The 25440-nt window shown below is 66.9% G+C and carries 22 protein-coding genes; 4 read left to right on the top strand and 18 right to left on the bottom strand.

The genetic code is table 11. The features are described 5' to 3' along the window. The first annotated feature begins 19 nt into the window (after positions 1–19). Both ABIC63_RS12785 and ABIC63_RS12780 read left to right on the top strand, forming a co-directional pair. Complete coding sequence (locus tag ABIC63_RS12785) at positions 20–1186, top strand: BMP family ABC transporter substrate-binding protein (protein ID WP_017759137.1); 1167 nt, start codon at positions 20–22, stop codon at positions 1184–1186. A gap of 176 nt (positions 1187–1362) precedes the next feature. Then, positions 1363–2412 (top strand): adenosine deaminase, encoded by a 1050-nt coding sequence (locus tag ABIC63_RS12780; protein ID WP_354320025.1) that lies wholly within the window; start codon positions 1363–1365, stop codon positions 2410–2412. 6 nt (positions 2413–2418) lie between these two features. On the opposite strand, the gene ABIC63_RS12775 is transcribed toward ABIC63_RS12780, so the two are convergent. The 12 genes from ABIC63_RS12775 to ABIC63_RS12720 all read right to left on the bottom strand — a co-directional run bounded on the left by ABIC63_RS12775 (position 2419) and on the right by ABIC63_RS12720 (position 17282). Further along, a complete protein-coding gene (locus tag ABIC63_RS12775; RefSeq protein WP_354320024.1) occupies positions 2419–3957 on the bottom strand; it encodes a SpoVR family protein in 1539 nt (512 codons plus the stop codon). A 33-nt stretch (positions 3958–3990) separates the two neighbouring features. Next, positions 3991–5277: a YeaH/YhbH family protein gene (locus ABIC63_RS12770; RefSeq protein WP_502935868.1), complete on the bottom strand. Its 1287-nt coding sequence runs from the start codon at positions 5275–5277 to the stop codon at positions 3991–3993. Between the two features lie 34 nt (positions 5278–5311). Continuing rightward, complete coding sequence (locus tag ABIC63_RS12765; RefSeq protein WP_294372752.1) at positions 5312–7234, bottom strand: PrkA family serine protein kinase; 1923 nt, start codon at positions 7232–7234, stop codon at positions 5312–5314. Between the two features lie 477 nt (positions 7235–7711). Next, the gene (gene dnaJ / locus ABIC63_RS12760) at positions 7712–8857 is read right to left on the bottom strand and encodes a molecular chaperone DnaJ (protein WP_294372750.1); all 1146 of its coding nucleotides are present in this window, start codon (positions 8855–8857) and stop codon (positions 7712–7714) included. Positions 8858–8946: 89 nt separating this feature from the next. Next, positions 8947–10890 (bottom strand): molecular chaperone DnaK, encoded by a 1944-nt coding sequence (gene dnaK, locus ABIC63_RS12755; RefSeq protein ID WP_354320023.1) that lies wholly within the window; start codon positions 10888–10890, stop codon positions 8947–8949. A gap of 104 nt (positions 10891–10994) precedes the next feature. After that, positions 10995–11549, bottom strand: coding sequence for a nucleotide exchange factor GrpE (gene grpE, locus ABIC63_RS12750; RefSeq protein WP_354320022.1), 555 nt, complete (start codon positions 11547–11549; stop codon positions 10995–10997). Between the two features lie 188 nt (positions 11550–11737). After that, positions 11738–12094, bottom strand: a complete 357-nt coding sequence (locus ABIC63_RS12745; protein ID WP_043113473.1) for an FKBP-type peptidyl-prolyl cis-trans isomerase — start codon at positions 12092–12094, stop codon at positions 11738–11740. Between the two features lie 64 nt (positions 12095–12158). Next, positions 12159–12500 (bottom strand): winged helix-turn-helix transcriptional regulator, encoded by a 342-nt coding sequence (locus ABIC63_RS12740; RefSeq protein ID WP_017759147.1) that lies wholly within the window; start codon positions 12498–12500, stop codon positions 12159–12161. Positions 12501–12587: 87 nt separating this feature from the next. Beyond that, complete coding sequence (asd, locus tag ABIC63_RS12735; RefSeq protein WP_354320021.1) at positions 12588–13442, bottom strand: archaetidylserine decarboxylase; 855 nt, start codon at positions 13440–13442, stop codon at positions 12588–12590. A gap of 85 nt (positions 13443–13527) precedes the next feature. Beyond that, positions 13528–15111 (bottom strand): galactarate dehydratase, encoded by a 1584-nt coding sequence (garD, locus tag ABIC63_RS12730; RefSeq protein ID WP_354320020.1) that lies wholly within the window; start codon positions 15109–15111, stop codon positions 13528–13530. 37 nt (positions 15112–15148) lie between these two features. Then, positions 15149–16279, bottom strand: a complete 1131-nt coding sequence (locus tag ABIC63_RS12725; protein ID WP_354320019.1) for an L-talarate/galactarate dehydratase — start codon at positions 16277–16279, stop codon at positions 15149–15151. A gap of 43 nt (positions 16280–16322) precedes the next feature. Continuing rightward, entirely contained in the window at positions 16323–17282 is a 960-nt protein-coding gene (locus ABIC63_RS12720) for a Bug family tripartite tricarboxylate transporter substrate binding protein (protein ID WP_354320018.1), read from the bottom strand. A gap of 246 nt (positions 17283–17528) precedes the next feature. On the opposite strand from ABIC63_RS12720, the gene ABIC63_RS12715 reads away from it, so the two are divergent. Continuing rightward, positions 17529–18533 (top strand): LacI family DNA-binding transcriptional regulator, encoded by a 1005-nt coding sequence (locus tag ABIC63_RS12715; RefSeq protein ID WP_354320017.1) that lies wholly within the window; start codon positions 17529–17531, stop codon positions 18531–18533. Between the two features lie 24 nt (positions 18534–18557). Here ABIC63_RS12715 and ABIC63_RS12710 read toward each other — a convergent pair whose 3' ends face one another. The 6 genes from ABIC63_RS12710 to ABIC63_RS12685 form a co-directional block, all read right to left on the bottom strand. Then, positions 18558–19853, bottom strand: a complete 1296-nt coding sequence (locus tag ABIC63_RS12710; protein ID WP_017759153.1) for a TRAP transporter large permease — start codon at positions 19851–19853, stop codon at positions 18558–18560. A gap of 79 nt (positions 19854–19932) precedes the next feature. Continuing rightward, positions 19933–20421: a TRAP transporter small permease gene (locus tag ABIC63_RS12705; RefSeq protein WP_294372710.1), complete on the bottom strand. Its 489-nt coding sequence runs from the start codon at positions 20419–20421 to the stop codon at positions 19933–19935. A 145-nt stretch (positions 20422–20566) separates the two neighbouring features. Beyond that, positions 20567–21541, bottom strand: a complete 975-nt coding sequence (locus ABIC63_RS12700) for a TRAP transporter substrate-binding protein (RefSeq protein WP_354320016.1) — start codon at positions 21539–21541, stop codon at positions 20567–20569. Between the two features lie 52 nt (positions 21542–21593). Then, positions 21594–22484 carry an SMP-30/gluconolactonase/LRE family protein gene (locus tag ABIC63_RS12695; RefSeq protein WP_354320015.1) on the bottom strand — a complete coding sequence of 297 codons (891 nt, stop codon included), beginning with the start codon at positions 22482–22484 and terminating at the stop codon, positions 21594–21596. A 4-nt stretch (positions 22485–22488) separates the two neighbouring features. Next, the gene (locus ABIC63_RS12690; RefSeq protein WP_294372702.1) at positions 22489–23319 is read right to left on the bottom strand and encodes an NAD-dependent epimerase/dehydratase family protein; all 831 of its coding nucleotides are present in this window, start codon (positions 23317–23319) and stop codon (positions 22489–22491) included. A gap of 129 nt (positions 23320–23448) precedes the next feature. Then, complete coding sequence (locus ABIC63_RS12685; protein WP_294372699.1) at positions 23449–24477, bottom strand: LacI family DNA-binding transcriptional regulator; 1029 nt, start codon at positions 24475–24477, stop codon at positions 23449–23451. Positions 24478–24646: 169 nt separating this feature from the next. Here ABIC63_RS12685 and ABIC63_RS12680 point away from each other — a divergent pair, with 169 nt between their 5' ends. Beyond that, positions 24647–25423: a FadR/GntR family transcriptional regulator gene (locus ABIC63_RS12680; RefSeq protein WP_294372696.1), complete on the top strand. Its 777-nt coding sequence runs from the start codon at positions 24647–24649 to the stop codon at positions 25421–25423. The last annotated feature ends 17 nt before the right edge of the window (positions 25424–25440 follow it).

Here is a 25440-nt window from a genome sequence, read left to right as displayed (position 1 = left end):
TGCCAAGGACCTTTAGACAATGACCGATCTGAACAAGCGCTCGCTGCTCAAGCTCGCCGCCATCTCCGCCGCGGCTGCTGCCGCCCTGGTGGGTTGCGGCAAGAAGGAAGAGGCGCCAGCTGCGGCAGCTCCCGCGGCGCCTGCGCCCACCGCCGCTGCGCCGGCCCCGGCGTCGACGGCACCGCTGGAGATCGCCTTCGCCTACGTCGGCCCGGTGGGCGACGGCGGCTGGACCTTCGCCCACGACAACGGTCGCAAGGCGCTGGAGAAGGAATTCGGCGACAAGATCAAGACCACGTTTGTCGAGAGCGTGCCCGAGTCGGCCGATGCCGAGCGCGTGTTCCGCGACTTCGTGGGCCAGGGCAAGAAGCTGATCTTCGGCACCACCTTCGGCTACATGGAGCCCATGCTGAAGGTCGCTGGCGACGCCAAGGACGTGAAGTTCGAGCATGCCACCGGCTACAAGACGGCCGAGAACATGCGCACCTACGACAGCCGCACCTATGAGGGTGCGTACATGGCCGGCATCATCGCCGGCGCCATGACCAAGTCGAACAAGCTGGGCGTGGTGGGCTCGGTGCCGATCCCCGAGGTGCTGCGCAACATCAACAGCTTCACGCTGGGTGCCCAGTCGGTGAACCCCAAGATCACCACCAATGTGGTGTGGGTCAACGAATGGTTCAGCCCGCCGAAGGAAACCGAGGCTGCCACGGCCCTGATCAACGGCGGCGCCGACGTGCTGTTCCAGAACACCGATTCGCCGGCCGTGCTCAAGACGGCGCAAGAGAAGGGCAAGCGCGCCTTCGGCTGGGACAGCGACATGACCGCCTATGGTCCCAAGGCCCACCTGGCCTCGGCCGTGATCAACTGGGGCCCGTACTACATCAAGGCCACCAAGGACGTGCTCGACGGCACCTGGGCCACCGGCCAGACCTGGTGGGGCGTGAAGGAAGGCGCGATCGATCTGGTCTCCGTGGCCGACGACGTGCCGGCCGACATCAAGGCCAAGGTCGACGAGGTCAAGAAGGGCCTGAAGGATGGCACCTTCCAGATCTGGAAGGGCCCGATCGTCGGCCAGGACGGCAAGGAACTTATCGCTGCTGGCGCTGCCGCGGACGACAAGTTCCTGTCGGGCGTGAACTTCTACGTCAAGGGCGTGGAAGGCAAGGTGCCCGGCAAGAACTGACCACCCCGTTTCTTGCTCACTTCGTGTAGCCGAATCCCCCTCAAGGGGCGCACCCGGCGGCCCGGCAGAGCCGGTTCCGCGGGTGCACCGGCAACACCTACGGCCGCTTTCGAGCGGCCGTTTTTCTTTGCTGGCGCTTTATGCTTGGCCATCGCGATCGCTGAATCATCTCCACCATGAGCCTGCCCTTCGACCCCGCCGCCATCCCCGCCGCCCGCCTGCCCGAGCTGCTGCGCACCATGCCCAAGGCGGAACTGCACATGCACATCGAGGGCTCGCTGGAGCCCGAACTGATCTTCGCGCTGGCGCAGCGCAACGGCGTGGCCATTCCCTATGCCACCGTGGAAGAACTGCGCAAGGCCTATGCCTTCACCAACCTGCAGAGCTTTCTGGACATCTACTACGCCGGCGCCAGCGTGCTGCTCACCGAGCAGGACTTCTACGACATGGCCTGGGCCTACCTGCAGCGCGCCGCGTCCGACAACGTGCGTCGCACCGAGATGTTCTTCGACCCGCAGACGCACACCGAGCGCGGTGTGTCGATGGCCACGGTGATCGGCGGCCTGCACCGGGCGTGCGTGGACGCCAAGACGGCGCTGGGCGTGGATGCCGCGCTGATCCTGTGCTTCCTGCGCCACCTGAGCGAGGAGTCGGCCTTCGAGACGCTGGAGCAGGCGTTGCCTTTCCGGGACCAGTTCATCGGCGTGGGCCTCGATTCGAGCGAGGTCGGCCATCCGCCCGAGAAGTTCGCCTGCGTCTTCGCGCGCTGCCGCGAGTTGGGCCTTCACCTCGTCGCGCATGCCGGCGAGGAAGGCCCGCCCGCCTATGTGTGGAGCGCGCTCGATGTCCTCAAGGTCGAGCGCATCGACCACGGCGTGCAGAGCACCAAGGACCCTGCGCTGATGAAGCGCCTGGCCGCAGACCGAATTCCTCTGACGGTCTGCCCGCTCTCCAACCTCAAGCTGTGCGTGTTCCCGCAGTTGTCGCAGCACAACCTGGGGCAGCTGCTTGGTGCCGGCCTGGTCGCGACCGTGAACTCGGACGACCCGGCCTACTTCGGCGGCTACATGAACGAGAACTTCCTGCAGACCTTTGCGGCCACTGGGCTGACGTCTGCGCAGGCCTGGCAACTGGCCGCCAACAGCTTTGACGGCAGCTTTGCCGATGCCACGGCCAAGAAGGCCTGGAAGGACGAGTTGGCGCAATGCTTCGCCAGCTTCCGCTGACGATGATCAGCTGCGCTTCGGGCTGACCGTCTTGCGATAGCCCACGCGCCCCTTGTCGTCCACGCTCTCCAGGTGGACGTCGAAGCCCCAGAGCCGCGCGACGTGCTTGAGCACCTCGGGCGTTTCTTCATGCAGCGGACGGTTGTTGCGCTGGGTGTGGCGCAGCGTCAGTGAGCGGTCGCCGCGCAGGTCCACGTTCCACACCTGGATGTCGGGCTCGCGGCTGCCCAGGTCGTACTGCCGCGCGAGCGATTCACGCAGGGCCCGGTAACCGGCTTCGTCATGGATGGCCGCCACCTCCAGTTCCGGATCGGCCTCATGGTCGCGGATGGCGAAGAAGCGGAAGTCGCGCATCACTTTCGGGCTGAGGAACTGGCCGACGAAGCTCTCGTCCTTGAAGTTGCGCATGGCGTAGTCCAGCGTCGTCAGCCAGTTGGAGCCGGCGATGTCCGGGAACCACTGCCGGTCTTCCTCGGTGGGCTTCTCGCAGATGCGCTTCAAGTCGCTGTACATCGCGAAGCCCAGCGCATAGGGATTGATGCCGCTGTAGGCCCGGTGGCCCACGGGCGGTTGGTACACCACAGCCGTGTGCGAGCTGAGCCACTCGATCATGAAGCCGTCGGCGAGCAGTCCGCGGTCGTACATGGTGTTGAGCAGCGTGTAGTGCCAGAAGGTGGCCCAGCCCTCGTTCATCACCTGCGTCTGGCGCTGCGGATAGAAGTACTGCGCCACCTTGCGCACGATGCGCACCACCTCGCGCTGCCAGGGCTCAAGCAGGGCGGCGTTCTTCTCGATGAAATACAGCAGGTTCTCCTGCGGCTCCTCCGGAAAGCGGCGCGCCGCCTGCGGGTCCTGCGCCGCAGCGCCGGAGCGTGGGACCGTGCGCCACAGGTCATTGAGCTGGCGCTGGATGTAGGCCTCGCGCTCGGCGCGCCGTTCCTTCTCCTGCGCCAGCGACCGCTTCTGCGGCCGGCGGTAGCGGTCCACGCCGTAGTTCATCAGCGCGTGGCAGGAGTCGAGCAGGTCTTCCACAGCCTCCACGCCATGGCGTTCCTCGCACTCGGCGATGTAGTTCTTGGCGTAGACGAGGTAGTCGATGATGGACGAGGCGTCCGTCCACATCCGGAAGAGGTAGTTGCCCTTGAAGAAGCTGTTGTGGCCATAGGCTGCGTGGGCGATCACCAACGACTGCATGGCCATCGTGTTCTCCTCCATCAGATAGGAGATGCACGGGTCGGAGTTGATGACGATCTCGTAGGCCAGGCCCATGTGGCCACGGCGGTAGTTCTTCTCGGTGGCGATGAACTGCTTGCCATAGGACCAGTGGCGGTAGAGCACCGGCATGCCCACACTGGCGTAGGCATCCATCATCTGCTCGGCCGAGATGATCTCCAGCTGGTTCGGGTAGGTGTCCAGGCCGAAGGCCCGTGCCGTTCTGGCGATCTCGTCGTGGTAGGTCTCGATGAGTTCGAAGGTCCAGTCGGACGGGCTTGGCAGGCGCTCGGGCGCACGCTCGAAGACGGGGGGCAGGCGGGACGGGGTCATCGTGTCCTTGGCTCCTGGCGGGTTCATTCCCACTTAGGCGGCGGCTGCCGCGCCTTCCTTCTTGAACAGATCGCGGAACACCGGGTAGATGTCCTGCGCGCTCGACACCTTGCGCATCGCGAAGTGGCCGAAGCGCTCTTCGAGTTGCGTGTATTCCTGCCACAGGTTCTGTTCGGCCTCGGCCACCTGCACATACGCGTAATAGCGCACCAGCGGCAGGATCGAATCGGCCAACAGCTCGCGGCAGCGCCCGCTGTCCTGGTGCCAGTTGTCGCCGTCGCTGGCCTGCGCGCCGTAGATGTTCCACTCGCTGCTGGGGTAGCGGGCGCGGATGATGTCGCGCATCAGCACCAGCGCGCTGGAGACCACCGTGCCGCCGGTCTCGGTGGCATGGAAGAAGTCGTCCTCGCTCACTTCCTGCGCCTGCGTGTGATGGCGGATGAAGACGAGTTCGATCTTCTCGTAGTGCTTGGTCAGGAACAGGTACAGCAACATGAAGAAGCGCTTGGACATGTCCTTGCGCGCCTCGTCCATGGAGCCGGAGATGTCCATCAGGCAGAACATCACCGCCTTGGCGCTGGGCACCGGCGTGCGAACCCGGCTGCGGTATCGCAGGTCGATGGGATCGATGTAGGGCACATGCCGCGCGCGGCGGCGGATGCCGTCCAGCTCGTCCTGCAAGGACTTCAGCAGTTCCGCATCCGGCTCGGGCTCGCGCGCCAGGTCGGCAATGCGGGCTTCGAGCGCGCGGATGTCCTTGCGGTCCTGCCCGCCCAGTGCGATACGCCGCGCGAGCGCGCCGCGCATGGAGCGCACGACATGCAGATTGTTGGGCGTGCCGTCGCTGGTGAAGCCGGCACGGTGGCTCTTCCACTCGGGCACCTCGGCCAGCTGCGTGCGGATCAGGTGGGGCAGGGCGAGGTCCTCGAAGAAGACTTGCATGAACTCCTCGCGCGTCAGTCGGAAGACGAAATCGTCCTCGCCTTCGCCACTGTCGCTCGCCTGGCCGCTGCCCGAGCCGCTGCCGCCCTGGCCCTTCGGCCGCTCGATGCGGTCGCCGCGCACGTACTCCTGGTTGCCCGGGTGCACGTACTCACGGTTGCCGCCCTGGGCATGCCCGAAGGTGGGTTCGGACACGTCGCGCCGCGGCAGGGTGATGTCCTCGCCTGCCTCCAAGTTGCGGATGCCCCGGCCGCTGACCGCCTTGCGCACCGCGTCGCGGATCTGCGTGCGATAGCGGCGCAGGAAGCGCTCCCGGTTGCCGACCGACTTGTTCTTGCCCGACAGGCGCCGGTCAATGATCTGCTGGAACATCGCCAAGGTGCAGCACCTCCATGGTGGCGGAGACGATCGGTCAGGACGACTTGCGCACGCGCAGGTACCACTCGCAGAGCAGGCGCACCTGCTTGGGCGTATAGCCCTTCTCGACCATGCGCGTGACGAAGTCCTCGTGCTTCTTCTGCTCGTCGGCGCTGCTCTTGGCGTTGAAGCTGATCACGGGCAGCAACTCTTCGGTGTTCGAGAACATCTTCTTCTCGATCACCGTGCGCAGCTTCTCGTAGCTGGTCCACGTCGGGTTGCGGCCACTGTTGCTGGCCCGCGCCCGCAGCACGAAGTTGACGATCTCGTTGCGGAAGTCCTTCGGATTGGAGATGCCTGCGGGCTTCTCGATCTTCTCCAGTTCGGCATTGAGGGCCGCACGGTCGAAGACCTCGCCGGTGTCCACGTCGCGATACTCCTGGTCCTGGATCCAGTAGTCGGCATAGGTCACGTAGCGGTCGAAGATGTTCTGACCGTACTCGGAGTAGCTCTCGAGGTACGCCGTCTGGATCTCCTTGCCGATGAACTCCGCGTAGCGCGGCGCCAGCATCTCCTTGATGTAGCCGATGTACTTCTGCTCGGTCTCGGGCGGGAACTGCTCGCGCTCGATCTGCTGCTCCAGCACGTACATCAGGTGCACCGGATTGGCGGCAACCTCGGTGCTGTCGAAGTTGAAGACCTTGGAGATGATCTTGAAGGCAAAGCGGGTGGAGACACCACTCATGCCCTCGTCGACACCCGCATAGTCGCGGTACTCCTGCAGCGACTTGGCCTTGGGATCGGTGTCCTTCAGGTTCTCGCCGTCGTAGATCTGCATCTTGCTGAAGACGTTGGAGTTCTCCGGCTCCTTCAGGCGCGTGAGCACGGAGAACTGGGCCATCATCTTCAGCGTGCCCGGCGCGCAGGGCGCGGCGGCCAGCGAGGAGTTGCGCACCAGCTTGTCGTAGATGCGGATCTCTTCCGAGACGCGCAGGCAGTACGGCACCTTGACGATGTAGATGCGGTCGAGGAACGCCTCGTTGTTCTTGTTGTTGCGGAAGGCCTTCCACTCGCTCTCGTTGCTGTGGGCCAGCACCACACCGTCGAAGGGAATGGCGCCGAAGCCTTCCGTGCCCTTGAAGTTGCCTTCCTGTGTGGCGGTGAGCAGCGGATGCAGCACCTTGATGGGCGCCTTGAACATTTCCACGAACTCCAGCAGGCCCTGGTTGGCCAGGCAGAGGCCGCCGGAATAGCTGTAGGCGTCGGGGTCGTCCTGCGCATAGGTCTCGAGCTTGCGGATGTCGACCTTGCCGACCAGCGAGCTGATGTCCTGGTTGTTCTCGTCGCCCGGCTCGGTCTTGGCCACCGCGATCTGCTTGAGGACGGAGGGATAGCGCTTGACGACCTTGAACTGCCGGATGTCCCCGCCGTATTCCTCCAGCCGCTTGACAGCCCAGGGCGAAAGGATGCGCTGCAGGTAGCGCCGGGGGATGCCGTATTCCTTCTCCAGGATCTCGCCGTCCTCGGCGGCATCGAAGAGGCCCAGCGGCGACTCGTTCACCGGCGAGCCCTGGATGGCATAAAAAGGCACCTGCTCCATCAGCTGCTTGAGCCGCTCGGCGATGGAGCTCTTGCCGCCGCCCACCGGGCCGAGCAGATAGAGGATCTGCTTCTTCTCTTCGAGGCCCTGGGCCGCATGGCGGAAGTACGAGACCACCTGTTCGATGGCGTCTTCCATGCCATAGAACTCGCGGAAGGCCGGGTAGATCTTGATGACCTTGTTCGCAAAGATCCGCGACAGGCGCGGGTCGTTGCGGGTGTCGACCACCTCCGGATCCCCGATGGCCTTCAGCATCCGCTCGGCGGCTGTCGCGTAGGCCGTGGCGTCGCGCTTGCAGACGTTCAGGTAGTCCTGCAGCGACATGACCTCTTCGCGCGTTCGCTCGTACCGGGCGGTGAAGTTGCTGATGACGTCCATGGGTGCACACCTCCAATGGGTCGGCAGGATTCAACATCGAGCCACAGCGGATGACCAGGCCGCCAGGCTCCGGAAACTCCTCAAGACGCGGTTCCAGCATACGGCAGAACTTCGCGCGGCGTGCGCTTCGATGAAGGGGCCGAAACCCGCCCAATTCTTGGGGCCGCACACCGGGCCGAAGTTCCACCCCGGCTGGCACACCTTCTATTACGCAAAAGACGTGCCGTTGGATGGAGCCATGCATGCAAACCCGCAGGAATCGAGGGAAAGACCTACGTCCGTCGGTGTCGCCCCACAGGCGCGTAGGCCGAGGACCTCAGCGAAACCAGCGAAGGGAGCGTGGCCGGCCGACAACACTTCCTGGCGGCTGCGGGCGCGGCGCCCGCCGGGCCGGGACACGAAAAAGGCGCTGGCGACCGGAGTCGCGCAGCGCCTGAGCGGTGGCAGAGGAGGGCGCGAAGCACCTCCCCTGCGGGATCAGCTGAAGAATTCCTTGGCCTTGTCCAGCCAACCCTTCTCCTGCGGGCTGTGCTTGTCGCCCCCCTTCTTGAGCGACTCGTCCAGGTCCTTGAGCAGCTTGCGCTGGTACTCGGTCAGCTTGACCGGCGTTTCCACCCGGATGTGGCAGTAGAGGTCGCCCGGATAGCTGGAACGCACGCCCTTGATGCCCTTGCCGCGCAGGCGGAACTGCTTGCCGCTCTGCGTGCCTTCGGGAATGTCGATAGCGGCCGGACCCTTGAGCGTGGGCACCTCGATCTCGCCGCCCAGCGCCGCGGTGGTCATGCTGACCGACACCATGCAGTGCAGGTCATCGCCGTCGCGCTCGAAGACCTCGTTCTTCTTCAGACGGATCTCGATGTAGAGGTCGCCCGGCGGCCCGCCGTTGGTGCCCGGCTCGCCATTGCCGGTGCTGCGGATGCGCATGCCGTCGTCGATGCCGGCGGGGATCTTCACCTCGAGCGTCTTGTTGTTCTTGACCTTGCCCTGGCCGTGGCACGTGGGGCAGGGCTCAGGAATGATCTTGCCCGTGCCGCGGCATTGCGGGCAGGTCTGCTGCACGCTGAAGAAGCCCTGGCGCATCTGCACGGCGCCCGAGCCGTGGCAGGTGGTGCAGGTGATCGGCTTCGTGCCGGGCTTGGCGCCGTTGCCGTGGCAGGTGCCGCATTCGTCCCAGCTGGGGATGCGGATCTGCGCGTCCTTGCCTTCAGCCGCCTCTTCCAGCGTGATCTCCATCGCGTAGCTGAGGTCGCTGCCGCGGAACACCTGCCGGCCGCCGCCGCGGCGCGCCCCAGCGCCGCCGCCGAAGACGTCGCCGAAGATGTCGCCGAAGGCCTCGGCGAAACCGCCGAAGCCCTCGGGCCCCCCGCCCATGCCGCCCCGCATGTTGGGGTCGACGCCAGCGTGGCCGTACTGATCGTAGGCCGCGCGCTTGTCGGCGTCCGACAGCATCTCGTAGGCCTCCTTGGCCTCCTTGAACTTCGCCTCGGCCTCGGTGGCGGCATCGCCCTGATTGCGGTCAGGGTGGTACTTCATCGCCAGCTTGCGATAGGCCTTCTTGATCTCGTCCTCGCCCGCGTTCTTGGGAACGCCGAGGACCTCGTAGTAGTCGCGTTTGCTTGCCATGGGACTCGCGCGGAAGCGGTTCGGTGGAAAACGAAAAGAGGCTGGACCACCCTTGGACAGGTGACCAGCCCCGCGTCAGCTCAAGGCAATCAGCCCTTCTTGACTTCCTTGACCTCGGCGTCGACCACGTTGTCGTCGGCCGGCTTGGCGCTTGCATTTTCCGCACCTGCGCTGCCCCCGGCCGCAGCACCTGCGGCACCCGCGGCGGCCTGCGCGTCGGCGTACATCTTCTCGCCCAGCTTCTGGCTGGCGGTCATCAGCGCCGTGGTCTTGGCCTCGATGGCATCCTTGTCGTCGGACTTCAGGACTTCCTCGAGCTCCTTGATGGCGGCCTCGATCTTGTCCTTCTCACCGGCGTCGAGCTTGTCGCCATGCTCGCCCAGCGACTTGCGCACGCTGTGGACCATGGCCTCGCCCTGGTTGCGCGACTGCACCAGCTCGACCTTCTTCTTGTCCTCGGCGGCATTCAGCTCGGCGTCCTTCACCATCTTCTGGATCTCGTCCTCGGACAGGCCCGAGTTCGCCTTGATGGTGATCTTGTTTTCCTTGCCGGTGCCCTTGTCCTTGGCACCGACGTGCAGGATGCCGTTGGCATCGATGTCGAAGCTCACCTCGATCTGCGGCGTGCCGCGCGGCGCCGGCGGAATGCCTTCCAGGTTGAACTCGCCCAGCAGCTTGTTGCCCGAGGCGATCTCGCGCTCGCCCTGGAACACCTTGATCGTCACGGCCGGCTGGTTGTCGTCGGCCGTCGAGAAGGTCTGCGCGAACTTCGTCGGGATCGTGGTGTTCTTGGTGATCATCTTGGTCATCACGCCGCCCATCGTCTCGATGCCGAGCGACAGCGGGGTCACGTCCAGCAGCAGCACGTCCTTGCGGTCGCCCGACAGCACCTGGCCCTGGATGGCGGCACCGACGGCCACGGCCTCGTCAGGGTTCACGTCCTTGCGCGGCTCCTTGCCGAAGAACTCCTTGACCTTCTCCTGCACCTTGGGCATGCGGGTTTGGCCGCCCACCAGGATCACGTCGCTGATGTCGTTCACGCTGATGCCGGCGTCCTTGATGGCCGTGCGGCAGGGGGCGATGGTGCGCTCGACCAGGTCCTCGACCAGACTTTCCAGCTTGGCGCGGGTCAGCTTGATGTTCAGGTGCTTCGGGCCGGTGGCGTCAGCGGTGATATAGGGCAGGTTGACGTCGGTCTGCGACGAGTTCGACAGCTCGATCTTGGCCTTCTCGGCCGCTTCCTTCAGGCGCTGCAGCGCCAGCACGTCCTTCGACAGATCGACGCCCTGTTCCTTTTTGAACTCGGTGATGATGTAGTCGATGATGCGCTGGTCGAAGTCCTCGCCGCCCAGGAAGGTGTCGCCGTTGGTGGACAGTACCTCGAACTGCTTCTCGCCGTCGACGTCGGCGATCTCGATGATCGACACGTCGAAGGTGCCGCCGCCCAGGTCATACACGGCGATCTTGCGGTCGCCCTTGTCCTGCTTGTCCAGGCCGAAGGCCAGCGCGGCCGCGGTGGGCTCGTTGATGATGCGCTTGACTTCCAGGCCGGCGATGCGGCCGGCGTCCTTGGTGGCCTGGCGCTGGCTGTCGTTGAAATAGGCCGGCACCGTGATCACGGCCTCGGTCACAGGCTCGCCCAGGTAGTCCTCGGCGGTCTTCTTCATCTTGCGCAGCACCTCGGCGCTGATCTGCGGAGGCGCCATCTTCTTGCCGCGCACTTCCACCCAGGCGTCGCCGTTGTCGGCCTTGGAGATGGCATAAGGCATCAGGTCGATGTCCTTCTGCACTTCCTTCTCTTCGAACTTGCGGCCGATCAGGCGCTTGACCGCATACAGGGTGTTGCGCGGGTTGGTGACCGCCTGGCGCTTGGCCGAGGCGCCGACCAGCACTTCGCCGTCTTCCTGATACGCAATGATGGACGGCGTGGTACGCGCGCCTTCCGAGTTCTCGATCACGCGGGTGTTGTTGCCCTCCATGATCGCCACGCACGAGTTGGTCGTGCCCAGGTCGATGCCGATGATCTTGGCCATGGTGTTGTTACTCCTGAATCTGAAGAATCTGTTGTGCTGAACTTGTGGATAACCCGGCCATATTCAAGGGATGCGCCGGGGATTTCCTGTGGAGCAATGACGAATTACTTGGGCGCCGCGACGGTGACCAGGGCCGGCCGCAGCACGCGCTCGGCGATGGTGTAGCCCTTCTGCAGCACGCTCACGATGGTGTTGGCTTCCTGCTCGGCGGGCACCATCGAGATGGCCTGGTGCTGGTGCGGGTCGAATTTGGTGCCGGCGGCAGGCGCCACCTCGATCACCTTGTTGCGCTCCAGTGCGCTCTTGAGCTGGCGCAGCGTGGCTTCGGCGCCTTCGCGGATCTGCTCGGGCGTCGCCTCCTTGATGGCGAGGCCGGCTTCCAGGCTGTCGAGCACGGGCAGCATGCTCTCGGCGAAGGACTCCACGGCGAACTTGCGTGCCTTGGAGATTTCCTCGTCGGCGCGGCGACGGGCGTTCTGAACGTCGGCCTGGGCGCGCAGGTATTGGTCGGCCAGCTCGGCCGACTTGGCCTTCAGCTCTGCCAGCTCGGCTTCCAGGTTCTGCACGGCCGTGCCCTCGGTGTGCACGGCGTCATTCTGGGCGTCGGCGGCGGCCTGTTGGCCTTCCGGGGCGGGCGAATGGGGGGTGTTCTCCGTCATGGTCGATGGAACGTTGGGGTTCGAAACTGCCCAGCAGCTAGGGGCCCCAAGGCCCTTTTCAAGGTGGGGATGCTGCGCAAAGGCTAAGAAATTTCCAATGAGGGCCGCGAGGGCCATCGAGGAAGGCGATTGAGCCGAAGCAAAAAGGCGGCCGTCGTGGGCCGCCTGGGTGCGCAGGGGCGCGGGGCTCAGCGAGCGTCGAGCAGTTCGACGTCGAACTTCAGGGTGGCATTGGGCGGGATCACGCCGCCGGCGCCACGGGCGCCGTAGCCCAGGCCCGGGGGGATGATCAGCGTGCGCTTGCCACCGACCTTCATGCCGGCCACGCCTTCGTCCCAGCCCTTGATCACGTGGCCGGCGCCCAGCGGGAAGGCGAAGGGGTCGTTGCGGTCCAGGCTGGAATCGAACTTGGCGCCCTGCTGGCCATCGTTGTAGAGCCAGCCGGTGTAGTGCACATGGACGTACTGGCCGGCGCTGGCCTCGGCGCCTTCGCCGACGACGGTGTCTTCGTACTGCAGGCCGGATGCGGTGGTGGGCATGGAGATTCCTTTGGATGGACGGGCCGCACCGGCAGCAGGGATGCAGGGCGGCGGGGGCAAACGCGCGAGTTTAGGCGGAGGGCGATGCCTCGGCGGGTGTCGCGGGTGTCTTCTTGACGAGACCGACCTGCCAGCGGCCGGCAAAGGCCTGCAGGTCGGACAGGCGCTTGAGCAGGTCCTGACCGCTGGTGGTGAGGCAGTAGCCGTCGCCGCCATGGCACAGCAGGCCGGCCTCGCGCAGTTCCTTGATGCGGGTGTTGAGGGTGTTGGGCGTGATGCCGCCCACGCTGTCCTGCAGCAGGCGGAAGGTCTGCGGATGGCCGTCCCTCAGGGCCCACAGCACGCGCAGCGCATACCGCGCTTCGAGCAGCGCCAGCAGTTGCCGCACGGCGGCCTGGTCTTTGGAGCTCATCGGCAAACCCTCCTCGTCGTGGGCTCGGGGCGGCCCGGGATGTCGTCTCGGGGCTGGTGCCGGCACTGCGGCCGGTCGTGTCGCAGTCTATCGGTGCGCACCCGCACCGGCCATCGGCTCGCCCAGACGCACCGCGTGCCCTGGCGCCCAGTCCTTGTTGAACGACAGGGCCGGCGGCGGAAAGAGCATCACCACCGTCGAGCCCAGCAGGAAGCGTCCCATCTCCTGGCCCTTGACGAAGCGCAGGGCCGGATCGTCGTAACGCCATTCGCGGATCTCGCCGCCGCGTGGTGGATTGACCACGCCATGCCAGACGGTCGCCATGCTGCCGACGATGGTGGCACCCACCAGCACCAGCACGAAAGGATCGTGGTCGCTCTCGAAGACGCAGACCACCCGCTCGTTGCGGGCGAAGAGCCCCGGCACCCCGCGCGCCGTGGTCGGATTGACCGAGAACAGCGCCCCCGGCACATAGATCATGCGCGTGAGCCGCCCATCGCAGGGCATGTGGATGCGGTGGTAGTCGCGCGGACTCAGGTAGAGCGTGGCGAAGCTGCCGTCCTGGAACTGCGCCGCCAGGCCGGCATCACCGCCGACCAGGGCCGTGGTGGAATAGCGGTGGCCCTTGGCCTGGAAGATCTGGTCGCCCGCGATGGGGCCGAACTGGCTGATGGCGCCATCCACCGGGCAGACCAGCGGTGCGTCGGCGATCGGCCGGGCGCCGGGCTTGAGGGCGCGGGTGAAGAAGTCGTTGAAGCTCGCGTAGCGCGCGATGTCGCTCTCGATCGCCTCGCTCATGTCGACGCCGTACTTGGCGACGAAGTTGCGGATGATCCAGGTCGTCAGTGCGCCGCGCTCCTTGCCGGCCACCCAGCCTGCGAAGGAGGTCAATGCCTGCTTGGGATAGAGGTACTGGGGGAGAACGGCGAAACGGTCGGACAAGGGGACACCGGCGATCGTGGGCGTTCGATTCTATCGAGGGGGTTCCCGCAAGCCGCCCCGGGATTTGTACGGTGCAGGCCTGCGGTCAGGTCACCGGCGCCGGGTTGAACAGCACCAGCTGGTTGTGCAGCTTCCACTGCTCGGCCCAGGTCTTCTTGCGGCCCGAGGCCACATCCAGCATCAGGCGGAACAGCTCCCAGCCCATGTCCTCGATGCTGGCCTCGCCATCGGCGATGCGGCCCGCATTGACATCCATCAGGTCGTGCCAGCGGCGCGCCAGATCGCTGCGGGTGGCCACCTTGATGACCGGCGCCTCGGCCAGGCCGTAGGGCGTGCCGCGGCCGGTGGTGAACACATGCAGGTTCATGCCGGCGGCCAGCTGCAGCGTGCCACAGATGAAGTCCGAGGCGGGCGTGGCGGCATACAGCAACCCTTTCTGCCGCGCCTTCTCGCCCGGCGCCACGACGCCGCTGATGGGCGCGCTTCCGCTCTTGACGATGGAGCCCATGGCCTTTTCGACGATGTTGGACAGGCCGCCCTTCTTGTTGCCCGGCGTGGTGTTGGCACTGCGGTCCACCTGGCCGCGCTGCAGGTAGGCGTCGTACCAGGCCATCTGCTCGATCATGGCCTGCGCCACCTCCGGCGTGGCGGCGCGGGCCGTGAGCTGGTCGATGCCGTCGCGCACCTCGGTCACCTCGCTGAACATCACGGTGGCGCCGGCGCGCACCAGCAGGTCGGTGCAGAAGCCCACCGCCGGGTTCGCTGTGACGCCGCTGAAGGCATCGCTGCCGCCGCACTGCACGCCCACCACCAGCTCGCTGGCCGGCACCGTCTCGCGGCGGCGGGCATTGAGGCGCGCCAGGTGCACCTCGGCCTGCCGCAGGATGGAATCGACCATGGACATGAAGCCCACGTGGGCCTCGTCCTGCAGGCAGACCACGTCCAGCGGGGCTTCCTCGGCCTTGCCGACGTCGGCGACGTTTCGCTCGTCGACGAGCGGGATGCTGCCCGGCGGCAGCAGCCGCTCGGGCTGCAGCTTCTCGCAGCCCAGGCTGACCACCATCACCTCGCCGCCGAAGTTGGGGTTGAGGCTGATGTTGCGCAGCGTGCGGATCGGCACCACCGCATCGGGCGCGTCGATGGCCACGCCGCAGCCATATGAATGCTCGAGCGCCACCACGTCATCCACGTTCGGATAGCGCGGCAGCAACTCGGCCTTGATGCGCTGCACGGCGAAGTCGGTCACACCGGCCACGCACTGCACCGTCTGGGTGATGGCCAGTATGTTGCGGGTGCCGACCGAGCCGTCGGCATTGCGGTAGCCCTCGAAGGTGTAGCCGTCCAGGGGCGGCAGCGGCTCGGGCCGCACGGTGGCGATGGGCAGGCCTTCCAGCGAGCGCGCCTCGGGCATGCGCAGCAGGCGCTCGTGCACCCAGCTGCCGCGCGGGATGGGCTTGAGCGCATAGCCGATGACCACGTCGTAGCGGCGCACGGCACCGCCTTCGGGGATGTCCTCCAGCGCCACCTTGTGGGCCTGGGGCACTTTGTCGACCAGCGTAAGGCCATCGGCGAACACGGTGCCGGCCGGCAGTCCGCCGTCGTTGGCCACGATGGCCACGTTGTCGGCGGGATGCATGGCGATGCGAAGGGGCGGGCGGGTGGAGCTCATCGGGGGATCTTCGTCGGGTCAAGGCGCGAATGGACGCTCAGGCGCGTTCGCCCACTTCGGCCGTCTCGCGGGTCCAGCTGCGGGCCTGCTCGCTCAGCGACAGGCCCAGGCCCGGGCGCGTGGGCACCAACATTCGGCCGCCCGCGATCTCCAGCCGTTCGTTGAACAGCGGTTCCAGCCAGTCGAAGTGTTCGACCCAGGGTTCGGTCGGGTAGATGGCACCCAGGTGCACATGCAGTTCCATGGCGAAATGGGGCCCCAGCATCAGGCCGGCATGCTCGGCCTGGGCCGCAATCTTGAGGAAGGGCGTGATGCCGCCCACGCGCGGGGCATCGGGCATCAGGTAGTCGGCGGCGCGGTGGCGGATCAGGTCGCCGTGCTCGGCGGCGCTGGTGAGCATCTCGCCGGTGGCGATGGGCGTGTCGAAGGTGGCTGCCAGTGCGGCGTGACCCTCGTGGTCGTAGGCGTCCAGCGGCTCCTCGATCCACACCAGGTTGAACTGCTCGAAGATGCGGCACATGCGCTGCGCCGTCGGCCGGTCCCACTGCTGGTTGGCATCCACCATGATCGGCACATGGTCGCCCAGGTGCTGGCGCACGGCCTCCACACGCTGGATGTCGATCTTGCCGTCGGGCTGGCCCACCTTCAGCTTGATGCCGCCGATGCCGCGTTCGATGGACGCGGCCGCGTTCACCTTGAGCTGGTCGATGGGTGTATGCAGGAAGCCCCCGGAGGTGTTGTAGCAGCGCACCGACTCGCGCTGCGCCCCCAGCAACTTGGCCAGCGACAGCCCGGCGCGCCGCGCCTTGAGGTCGTACAGCGCCACGTCGAAGGCGCCGATGGCCTGCACGCCCATGCCGCTGCGGCCGACCGAGGCGCCGGCCCAGCACAGCTTGGTCCACAGGCGCGCGATGTCGCTCGGGTCCTCGCCCAGCAGCGCGGGCGCCACCTCCTTCGCGTGCGCGAACTGGCCGGGACCGCCGGCGCGCTTCGAATACGAGAAGCCCAACCCGCGGTGCCCGTCCTTCGTCTCCACCTCCGCGAAGAGCATGGCGATCTCGGTCATCGGCTTCTGCCGCCCGGTGAGCACCTTCGCGTCGCTGATGGGCGTGGCCAGAGGAAGGTAGCAGGAGGACAGGCGGATCCAGGTGATGCGGTCGTGGGACATGGCGTGCAGGAGGGAAGCGTGCGGGGCAGGGCGAGGTCGATGCTCAGTCGAGCGAGATCTTTCCGGTCTCGATCACCTTCTTCCAGCGGGCGGACTCGGCCTGCATGAAGGTGGCGAACTGGGCCGGCGTGTTGGTCACCATCTCGAAGCCGATGCCGGTGAACTGGTCCTTGACGCGCGGGTCGTTGAGGGCGGCGACGAAGGCGGCGGCGGCCTTCTCACGAACGTCCGCCGGCAGGCCCTTGGGGGCCACGATGGCCTGCCAGGAGGTCACTTCGACGCCCTTGACGCCCAGCTCCGACAGCGTGGGGACGTCGGGCAGCACCGGCGATCGCTTGGCGCTGGTCACGGCCAGCGGGCGCATGCGGCCGGCCTTGATGTACTGCAGCACGGCGTTCACGTTCTGGAAGGAGGCATCCACCTGGCCACCCATGAGGTCGGTATGGGCCGGACCGCCGCCCTTGTAGGGCACATGGATGCCGGTGGTGCCGGTCTGCTGCCAGAACAGCTCGGCCGTCAGGTGGTCGCTGGAGCCGGCGCCGGCGGAGGCGAAGGTCATCTTGCCCGGATTGGCCTTCTCGTAGGCGATGACGTCGGCCACGCTCTTGTGCGGTGACGCGGCCGGCACGACCAGCACGTTGGGCGAGGCCACGGCCACGGTGATCGGATCGAAGTCCTTGAGCGGATCGAACTGCAGGCCCTTCATCAGGTGCGGCACGATGACCAGCGGGCCGAGGGAGGTGACCAGGAAGGTGTTGCCATCGGCCGGCGCGCGCTTGACGAAGGTGGCGCCGATGGTGCCGGTGGCGCCGGCCCGGTTGTCCACGATGAAGCTCTGCTTGAGCGACTCGCTCATCACCGGCATCAGCGCCCGGGCCACCTGGTCGGTGGAGCCGCCGGGAGGGAAGGGCACGACCAGCGTGACGGTCTTGTTCGGCCAGGCGTCGGCGGCGGCCGCGGCCAGTGACAGGCCGGCCAATGCTGCGCAAAGGAATTTCTTCATGATGTCTCCTGATTGGATGGGCTGAAATGACAACGTTGTCATTTTGGCGCGCAGATCCGGCTTGTCATTACTGTTGGAGTGCCGGAACGGACGGCGGTCGAATGATATCGTTGTCATTTCCGCTGTCAACGTGCCCTCCTACGCGACTGGGTGCGCGCGCTTCGGCAAGGGGTGCCGCGGCACGGACGCCCCGGGGCCGCGAGCGTCGTCGGGCGTGAAGCTGTTAGGCTCCCGGGCCTTCCTGCCATGAGCGTTTCTCCGCCCCTCAAGCCCGCCACGCTGCACGACGTTGCACGTGCAGCAGGCGTCTCGCCGATCACGGCCTCGCGGGCCCTCAGCAATCCTGCCCTGGTGTCGCCCAAGACCATTGCCCTGGTGCAGCAGGCAGTGGAGGCAACGGGCTACATCCCAAACCTTCTCGCCGGCGGCCTCAAGTCACGTCGCAGCCGCATGGTCGCGGGCATCGTGCCGGCGCTGTCGGTCGCGCAGTTCCTGCCATCCGTCCAGACGCTGACCGAGACGCTGGCGGAAGAGGGCTACCAGGTGCTGCTGGGCCAGACCCGCTACGACGCCATGCGTGAAGAGGCCGTACTCAACACCATGATCAGCCGCCAGCCCGATGGCATCGTGTTCGCAGGCCTGATCCAGTCAGAGGCGGCGCGGGAGCGGCTGCGGCGCGCGCGCGTACCAGTGGTGGAAATCTGGGACCTGTCGCAGCGCCCGGTGGACATGCTGGTGGGCTTCTCGCACCTCAAGGTGGGCGGTGCGTTGGCGGGCTTCTGCCTCGCCCGGGGCTGGCAGCGCGTGGGCATTGCCACCGCCGACGATCACCGCGCGATGCAGCGGCGCGAGGGCTTCATTGCCGCCTTTGGACGCGAAGTGCCCACGGCCTGCGTGACCGCGCCCAGCAATCTGGAACGTGGCCGTCGCGCGCTGGCCGACCTGCTGGCGCAGGATCCCGCATTGCGCATGGTCTGCTGCAGTTCCGACCAGTTGGCGCATGGCGTGCTGGTCGAAGCCCATGCGCGCGGCCTGCGCGTGCCGCATGACCTGGCCATCTGCGGCTTCGGCAATGCCGACTTTTCCGCCCATCTGCTGCCCAGTCTGAGCACGGTGCTGGTCGACGGGCCCGGGATTGGCCGCCTGGCCGCCGAGATGGTCCTGGCCCGCGCGCGCGGCGAACCGGTCGCTCAGCCGGTCGTGGACGTCGGCTTCCGCATCGTCGAACGCGAATCCACGGCCGGTGGCTGAGCGGCGGTCGTGTGAGGCGCTTCTCTACCTCACGACCATGAACATGCTTGGTAGCCACAGACTGAACTGCGGCACGAAGGTCACCAGCCCCAGCGCCAGGATCAGCGCGCCATAGAAGGGCCAGATGGTGCGCATCACCTCGCCCACCGACACCCCGCCGATGGCGCAACCGACGAACTGCGTGGTGCCCACCGGCGGCGTGTTCAGTCCCAGCGCGCAGTTGATCAGCATCAGGATGCCGAACTGCACCGAAGTCATGCCGTACTGCTGCGCGATCGGCAGGAAGATGGGCGTGCACAGCAGGATGGTCGCCGCCATGTCCAGGAAGGTGCCCAGCAGGAAGAGGATGACGTTGATCAGCAGGAAGATGACCCAGGGCGTCGTCGACACCTTCGACAGCATCTGCCCCGTCAGCTCCGCCACGCCATACAGGCTGATCAGGTAGCCGAAGGTGCTGGAGATGCCGATCAGCAGCAGGATCACGCCCGTGGTGCGCACCGCCTTGGCCGCCGCCTTGATGAAGTGCGCCCACTTGAGCGTGCGGTACAGAAAGATCGTCAGCGCCAGCGCATAGAGCACCGCCACGGCCGCGGACTCGGTGGCGGTGAAGATGCCCGACAGGATGCCCCCCAGGATCAGCACCACGATGAAGAGGCCCGGCAGCGCCGCCGCGAAGCTGCGCGCGACGATGGCCCAGCCCGGGAAGGTGCCGGCCGGATAGCCGCGGCGCACCGCCACCACATAGGCCGCCAGCAGGTTGCACAGCGTGAGGATGATGGCCGGCATCAGCGCGGCCAGGATCAGCGCCGCGATCGACACCTTGCCGCCCGCCGCCAGTGAATAGATGATGAGGTTGTGGCTGGTGGGCATCAGCGCCCCCACCAGGGCCGCATGCGTGGTCACGTTGACCGCATAGTCGGCGTGGTAGCCCTCCTTCTTCATCATCGGGATCATCACCGCGCCCATGGCCGACACGTCGGCCACCGGCGAGCCCGAGACGCCGCCGAACAGCGTGCACGCCACCACGTTGCTCATGCCCAGGCCGCCGCGCACATGGCCGACCAGCGACTTGGCGAAGTCGACGATGCGGTCCGCGATGCCGCCATACAGCATCAGCTCACCGGCAAAGATGAAGAAGGGGATCGCCAGGAAGGAGAAGATCCCCATGCCCGACATCATCTGCTGGAAGCCCACCGCGAGCGGCAGGCCTTCGTAGAGCAGCGTGGCAAGGGCCGACAGCCCGATGGAGAAGGCCACCGGTACGCCCAGCAGCAGCAGGGCGGTGAACGACAGGGTCAGGATGAGCAGCGGGATGGTCATGCGGCCTCCAGGCGCGCGGCAGGACGAGGGACGTGCGCGGGGCGCGTGATGAAAAGGGAGCGGCGGCAGCGCATGGGCGTCAGGTCCACGAGGGCTCCAGTTCGCGGCCCTGAGCCAACGCCAGGATGTGTTCGATGGAGAACAGCACGATGAGCACGCCGGCAAAGCTGGGCGGCACGTACTTCCAGCCCTCGGAGATGAAGAGCGTGGGCAGTCGGTAGCTCCACACCGACTCGGCCAGGTAGGCGCAATTCCATGCCATGGCGGCCCCGAACAGGCCCACCAGCACGTGGATCAGCATTTCCAGCTTGAGTCGAAGCCGGGGTGGTGCCAGCACGAGCAGCGATTCCAGCCCGATGTGGCCGGCGTCGCGCACGCCCACGGCCACGCCGAACATGGTGACGTAGAGCACCATCAGCAGCGCCAGGCTTTCGGCCCAGGTGGGTGTGCTGTTGAGGATGTAGCGACCGAACACCTGCCAGCTCACGGCGCAGATCACTGCGACGAGGCCGACGATGCCCAGCACCATGCAGGCGCGCGCGAGGGCGCGGCAGAAGCGGGAGTACATGACGAATTCCTTCTTTCTCCCTCCCCCGCTGGGGGAAGGCAGGGGTGGGGGCCGGCGGCGGTGGCAAGGCAGCAGCGTTCGATGCGCCGCTGGCCCCCATCCCTGCCTTCCCCCAGCGGGGGAAGGAGCCGAAGCCCCCGCGCGCTTACTGCGTGTCCTGCACCCGCTTGACCAGGTCCTTCAGCCGCGCGTCGGTGATGAACTTGTCGTAGACGGGCTTCATGGCGGCCTCGAAGGGCTTCTTGTCGATTTCGATGATCTCGGCGCCGCCGGCCTTCACCGCGGCCAGCGACTTGGCCTCGCGCTCGGCCCACTGCTTGCGCATGTAGGGCACCGACTCCTTGGCCGCCTGGCGGATCCAGCCCTGCTCCTCGGGCGAGAGGCGGTCCCAGGCACGCTTGGAGAAGAGCAGCATCTCCGGCGCCATCGAATGCTCGGTCTTGGCGAAGTACTTGGCCACCTCGAAGTGGCGCGAGCTCTCGTACGACGGATAGTTGTTCTCGGCCGCATCCACCAGCCCGGTCTTGAGCGCCGTGTAGACCTCGCCGAAGGGCATGGGCGTGGCATTGCCGCCCATGGCCTCCACCAGCGCCACCCACAGGTCGGACTGCTGAACGCGGATCTTCAGGCCCTTCACGTCGGCCAGGCTGCGCACCGGCTTCTTGGCGGTGTAGATCGAGCGGGCGCCGCTGTCGTAGAAGGCCAGGCCGATGAAGCCCTGCTTCTCGCAGCTCTTGAGGATGTCCTCGCCGATCGGCCCGTCCAGCACCTTGTGCAGGTGGTCGGTGGAGCGGAACAGGAAGGGCATGGTCGGCACCTGCGTCTCGGGGCAGATGTTGTTCATGGGCGCGATGTTCACGCGCACCATCTGCAGCGCGCCGATCTTGGTCTGCTCGATGGTGTCCTTCTCGCTGCCCAGCGCGCTGTTGTTGAACACCTTGATGCTGTGCTTGCCGCCCGACAACTGCTGGAGCCGCTCGCCCATGAACTTCACGGCGGTGACCGTCGGGTAGTCGTCGGGATGGATGTCGGCCGAGCGGAACTCGGTCGCCTGCGCCGCCAGCGCCGCGGCACTGGCGGCCAGGGCGAGCAGGGTGGTCTTGAAACGAAGGGTCTTCATGTTGTCTTCCTCGTGTGGATCCTGGGGGTGGTGTGGCGGTCTTCTTGGGGCTTCAGGGTTGCCAGGCCGGCTCGGGCAGGCCCTGCGTTCCCGGCTGCAGCGCGAAGACGCCGCCGGCCAGGGGTTGATCCGACAGGTCGCCAGCCGGCCGGATCGAGGTGACGAAGAGGGTGTCGAGCGCGGCGCCGCCGAATGCGCACATGGCGGGCTTCTTGACGGGCACTTCGAGCGAACGGTCGAGCCGGCCGTCGGGCGTGAAGCGGTGCACCAGACCGGCATCGTTGCCGCAGATCCAGTAGCCGCCGTCGACGTCGATGGCGGCACCGTCGGGCCGGCCGGGCAGGGGCTTCATGTCGGCGAAGAGGCGCCGGTTGATGGGCGTGCCCGTGTCCGGGTCGTAGTCGAAGGCCCAGATGGCCTGCGCGTCGGGATGCGAATCCGACAGGTACATCGTGCGGCCGTCCGGGCTGAAGGCCAGGCCGTTGGGTGTGATGAGGTCGCCCAGCACGGGCTGCAGCGCTGCGCCGTCCAGCCGGTAGAGCACGCTGACACGCGCGGCAGCGCCCATGTCCATCAGCATGGTGCCCGCCCAGAAGCGGCCCTGGCGGTCGCATCGGCCGTCGTTGAAGCGCATGCCTGGGCGGACATGCTGCACCCGTGCCAGGGCCGTGAGCTGCGCCTGGCTGCCGGAGCCGAGGGTGAGCGTGTGCACGCCGTCCTCCATGCCGGCCAGCCACTGGCCGGGCCGGCCCGCCACGGCGGCGATGCAGGCGGGCATCTGCGGCGTGGCCCATTGCCGGTGGCCGTCGGCCGCCGCCCAGCGGTTGAGCGTGCGGCCTGGGATGTCCACCCAGTACAGCGCCTGCTCGCCCGCATGCCACACCGGGCTCTCACCCGTGCCGTGGCGCGCGTCGACGACGAGTTCGGCTTTGGATGCCTGCACGGCCTCAGTCTCCGAAGGGGCCCTGGGCAGTGAAGGCACCGCCCTGGTAGATGGCGTTGGGGTCGTCGGCCGCCACCGGCGGCTGGGTTTCGACCTGCGCGCGGAAGACCTCGGAGCCGTCCTGCGGCACCCAGCCCAAATGGGCCGCGGCGCGGTTGTCCCACCATACGTCGCGGTTGGCCGATGCGCCGAAGACCACCGTGTGGCCGACCTCCGGCGTGAAGAGGGACCGCTCCACCAGTCGCGTGAGATCGTCGTAGCTGAGCCAGGTGCTCATCATGCGGCGGTTGGCAGGCGCCGGGAACGAGGAGCCGATGCGGATGCTCACCGTCTGGATGCCGTACCGGTCCCAGTAGAACTGGGCCATGTCCTCGCCGAAGGACTTGGACAGGCCGTAGTAGCCATCGGGCCGGCGCATGGCAGTGGCGTCGATGTGCTCGGTCTGCTTGTAGAAGCCGATCACATGGTTGGAGCTGGCGAACACGATGCGGCCCACGCCCTGGCGACGCGCGGCCTCGTAGACGTTGTAGATGCCCTTGATGTTGGCCTCGAGGATCTGCTCGAAGGGTCGCTCCACCGAGATGCCGCCCAGGTGGACCATGGCGTCGCAGCCGGCCAGCAGGTCGTGCACGGCCGCCTTGTCGGCCAGGTCGCACGGCACGACCTCCTCGTGCGCGCCGCGCGCGGCGCCCAGCGGCGCGATGTCCGAGACGCGAAGCCGCTCGGCAAAGGGCACGAGCCGCTCCCGCAGCACCTGGCCGAGGCCGCCGGCCGCGCCGGTGAGCAGCAGCCGCTGCAGGCGACGGGCAGGACTGGAGGAGGAAAGGGCGGTCATGGAATCGGCGGCCTGTGATCGACGGGATGCAACGGTGCTGCATCGAAGGTAAACGTTTAACTTCGCGGCTTGAAAAAAGCCACGAAGGGCTGGGCGCGATGGTGCGCACGGCCTGTGCCGGCGTCAAGTTCAGCGCACTAAGTGCTTACCCTTGATGAGGCTGCGGGTCGAGCTTCGTGCGACGAGTCGCGGAGGGATAACGTTTTCCTGCGCTGCAACATCTTCACCGTGGATGGCGCCGATCAGCCGGCGCATGGCGAGCTCGCCCGTGGCCTCGCCCATCATGTCCACGCTGGTCAGGGCCGGGCTCACCAAGCGGCCGTAGGCGATGTTGTCGAAGGCCGCGACGGACACCTCGTCCGGCACCGCAATGCCCAGGGACTGGGCCTCCAGCAGCAGCCCCATGGCCAGCAGGTCGTTGTAGGCCACGATGGCATCGCCTCGTTCCGGCGAGAGCAGCAGGCTGGAGGCGAGCCGCTCGCCTTCCTCGGTGGAAGGCGCCGACGCGTCGACGGTGCGCACGCTGGCCTTTACGCCCTGGAAGGCCTCGCGCAGGCCGCGCTCGCGGTCGGCGCTCCAGCGCGCGCCGGAGAAACCCAGGTAGGTGATGCGGCGGTGGCCCAGGTCCCGTAGATGACGGCCCAGCATCAGCCCGGCCTGGTGGTTGTCGCAGCCCACGCTGGCATGCTGCGGATAGGGGGACGGGCGGCCGAAGAAGACGACCGGTGTGCCGCTGTCCAGCACACCCTGGATGGCGGCGGCCGGCAGGCGGGCGCTGACCACCAGCCCATCCACGCGCCGGCACAGCGACTGCAGGACCCCCAACTCGGGCGACGTGCTTTCGGCCGCGTCGGCAATGATGAGGTTGAGGCCCGCCGCGGCCGCCACCCGCGCGGCGCCGCTGACGAGGCTGGTGAAGTAGGGGTTGCGGATGTCCAGGATCACCACGCCGACGTTGCCGGTGCGGCCGGTGATCATGCCGCGGGCCATCGGGTTGAGCGAATAGCCCAGTTCGCGCACGGCTTGCGTGATGCGGGCCTCGACCTCGGCGGTGAAGCGCTGGCCGCCGTTGACGAACTTGGACACCGTGGCAGTGGAGACCTTCGCCGCCAGGGCGACGTCGCGGATGGTGGCAGCGCGCTTGCGCGGAGAACTCATGGACAGGCGGGGCAGAGAGGGCAGGGTGGGAGCGCGACCATGCCACAAAGTGCGCGCCTTGCGGCGGCGGCGCATGCGGTCACCGGCTGGAAGGCGGTCAGTCCTAGGTTGTCGTACAACGGGCCGTCGTCTTATGATGGCTTCCATGCCCCGTTCGACCGCTCCAGCCATGCCCGCGACCCCTGCCGAGAACGAGGCGGTGCGGGCCCTGCCGCAGCGCCGGGCGCGTGGCCTGGCGCATGGCCTGGTGGACGACCTGGGTGAGCGCATCCGGGCCGGCCAGCTCCGCCCCGGCGACAAGCTGCCCACCGAGTCCGCCATCATGCAGACCTATGGCGTCAGCCGCACGGTGGTGCGGGAGGCGCTGTCCCGGCTGCAGGCAGCCGGGCTGGTCGAGACGCGCCATGGCATCGGCACCTTCGTGCTGCCGCCTCGGGCGGCCGGCATGTTCAGCCTGGATGCGTCCGAGATTCCCACCGCGGTCGATGTGATGGCGGTGCTGGAACTGCGCATCAGTCTGGAGACCGAAGCCGCTGGCCTGGCCGCACAACGCCACTCCGGAGCCCATCTTCAGGCGATGCGGGAAGCCCTGGACGCCTTCGCGCAGGACGCGGGCGACGCGGGCGACTCCATTTCGCCGGATTTCCGCTTCCACCTCGCCATCGCGCAGGCCACCGGCAATCCCTACTTCGCCGAGATTCTGGGCCACCTGGGCACCAACATCATCCCGCGCACGCGCGTCAGCGCGATCCGCAACCAGGCCCACCGCGGCGAATACCTGGAGCGCGTAAACCGCGAGCACGAGGAGATCTTCTCGGCCATCGCGCGGGGCGATGCCGATGCCGCGCGCGCCGCCATGCGCATCCACCTGACCAACAGCCGCGAGCGCCTGCGCCGTGCCCGCGAGGAGGCGGCGCAGCGCCAGGCTTCCGCCGCCACAACCTGAGCACGGAGTGGGGTCTT

This window comes from Pseudacidovorax sp. 1753, assembly GCF_040544975.1.
In the GTDB taxonomy this organism is placed as follows: domain Bacteria; phylum Pseudomonadota; class Gammaproteobacteria; order Burkholderiales; family Burkholderiaceae_C; genus Xenophilus.
Note: the sequence above shows the minus strand (reverse complement) of the source record. Positions and strands in the feature narration are given on the sequence as shown.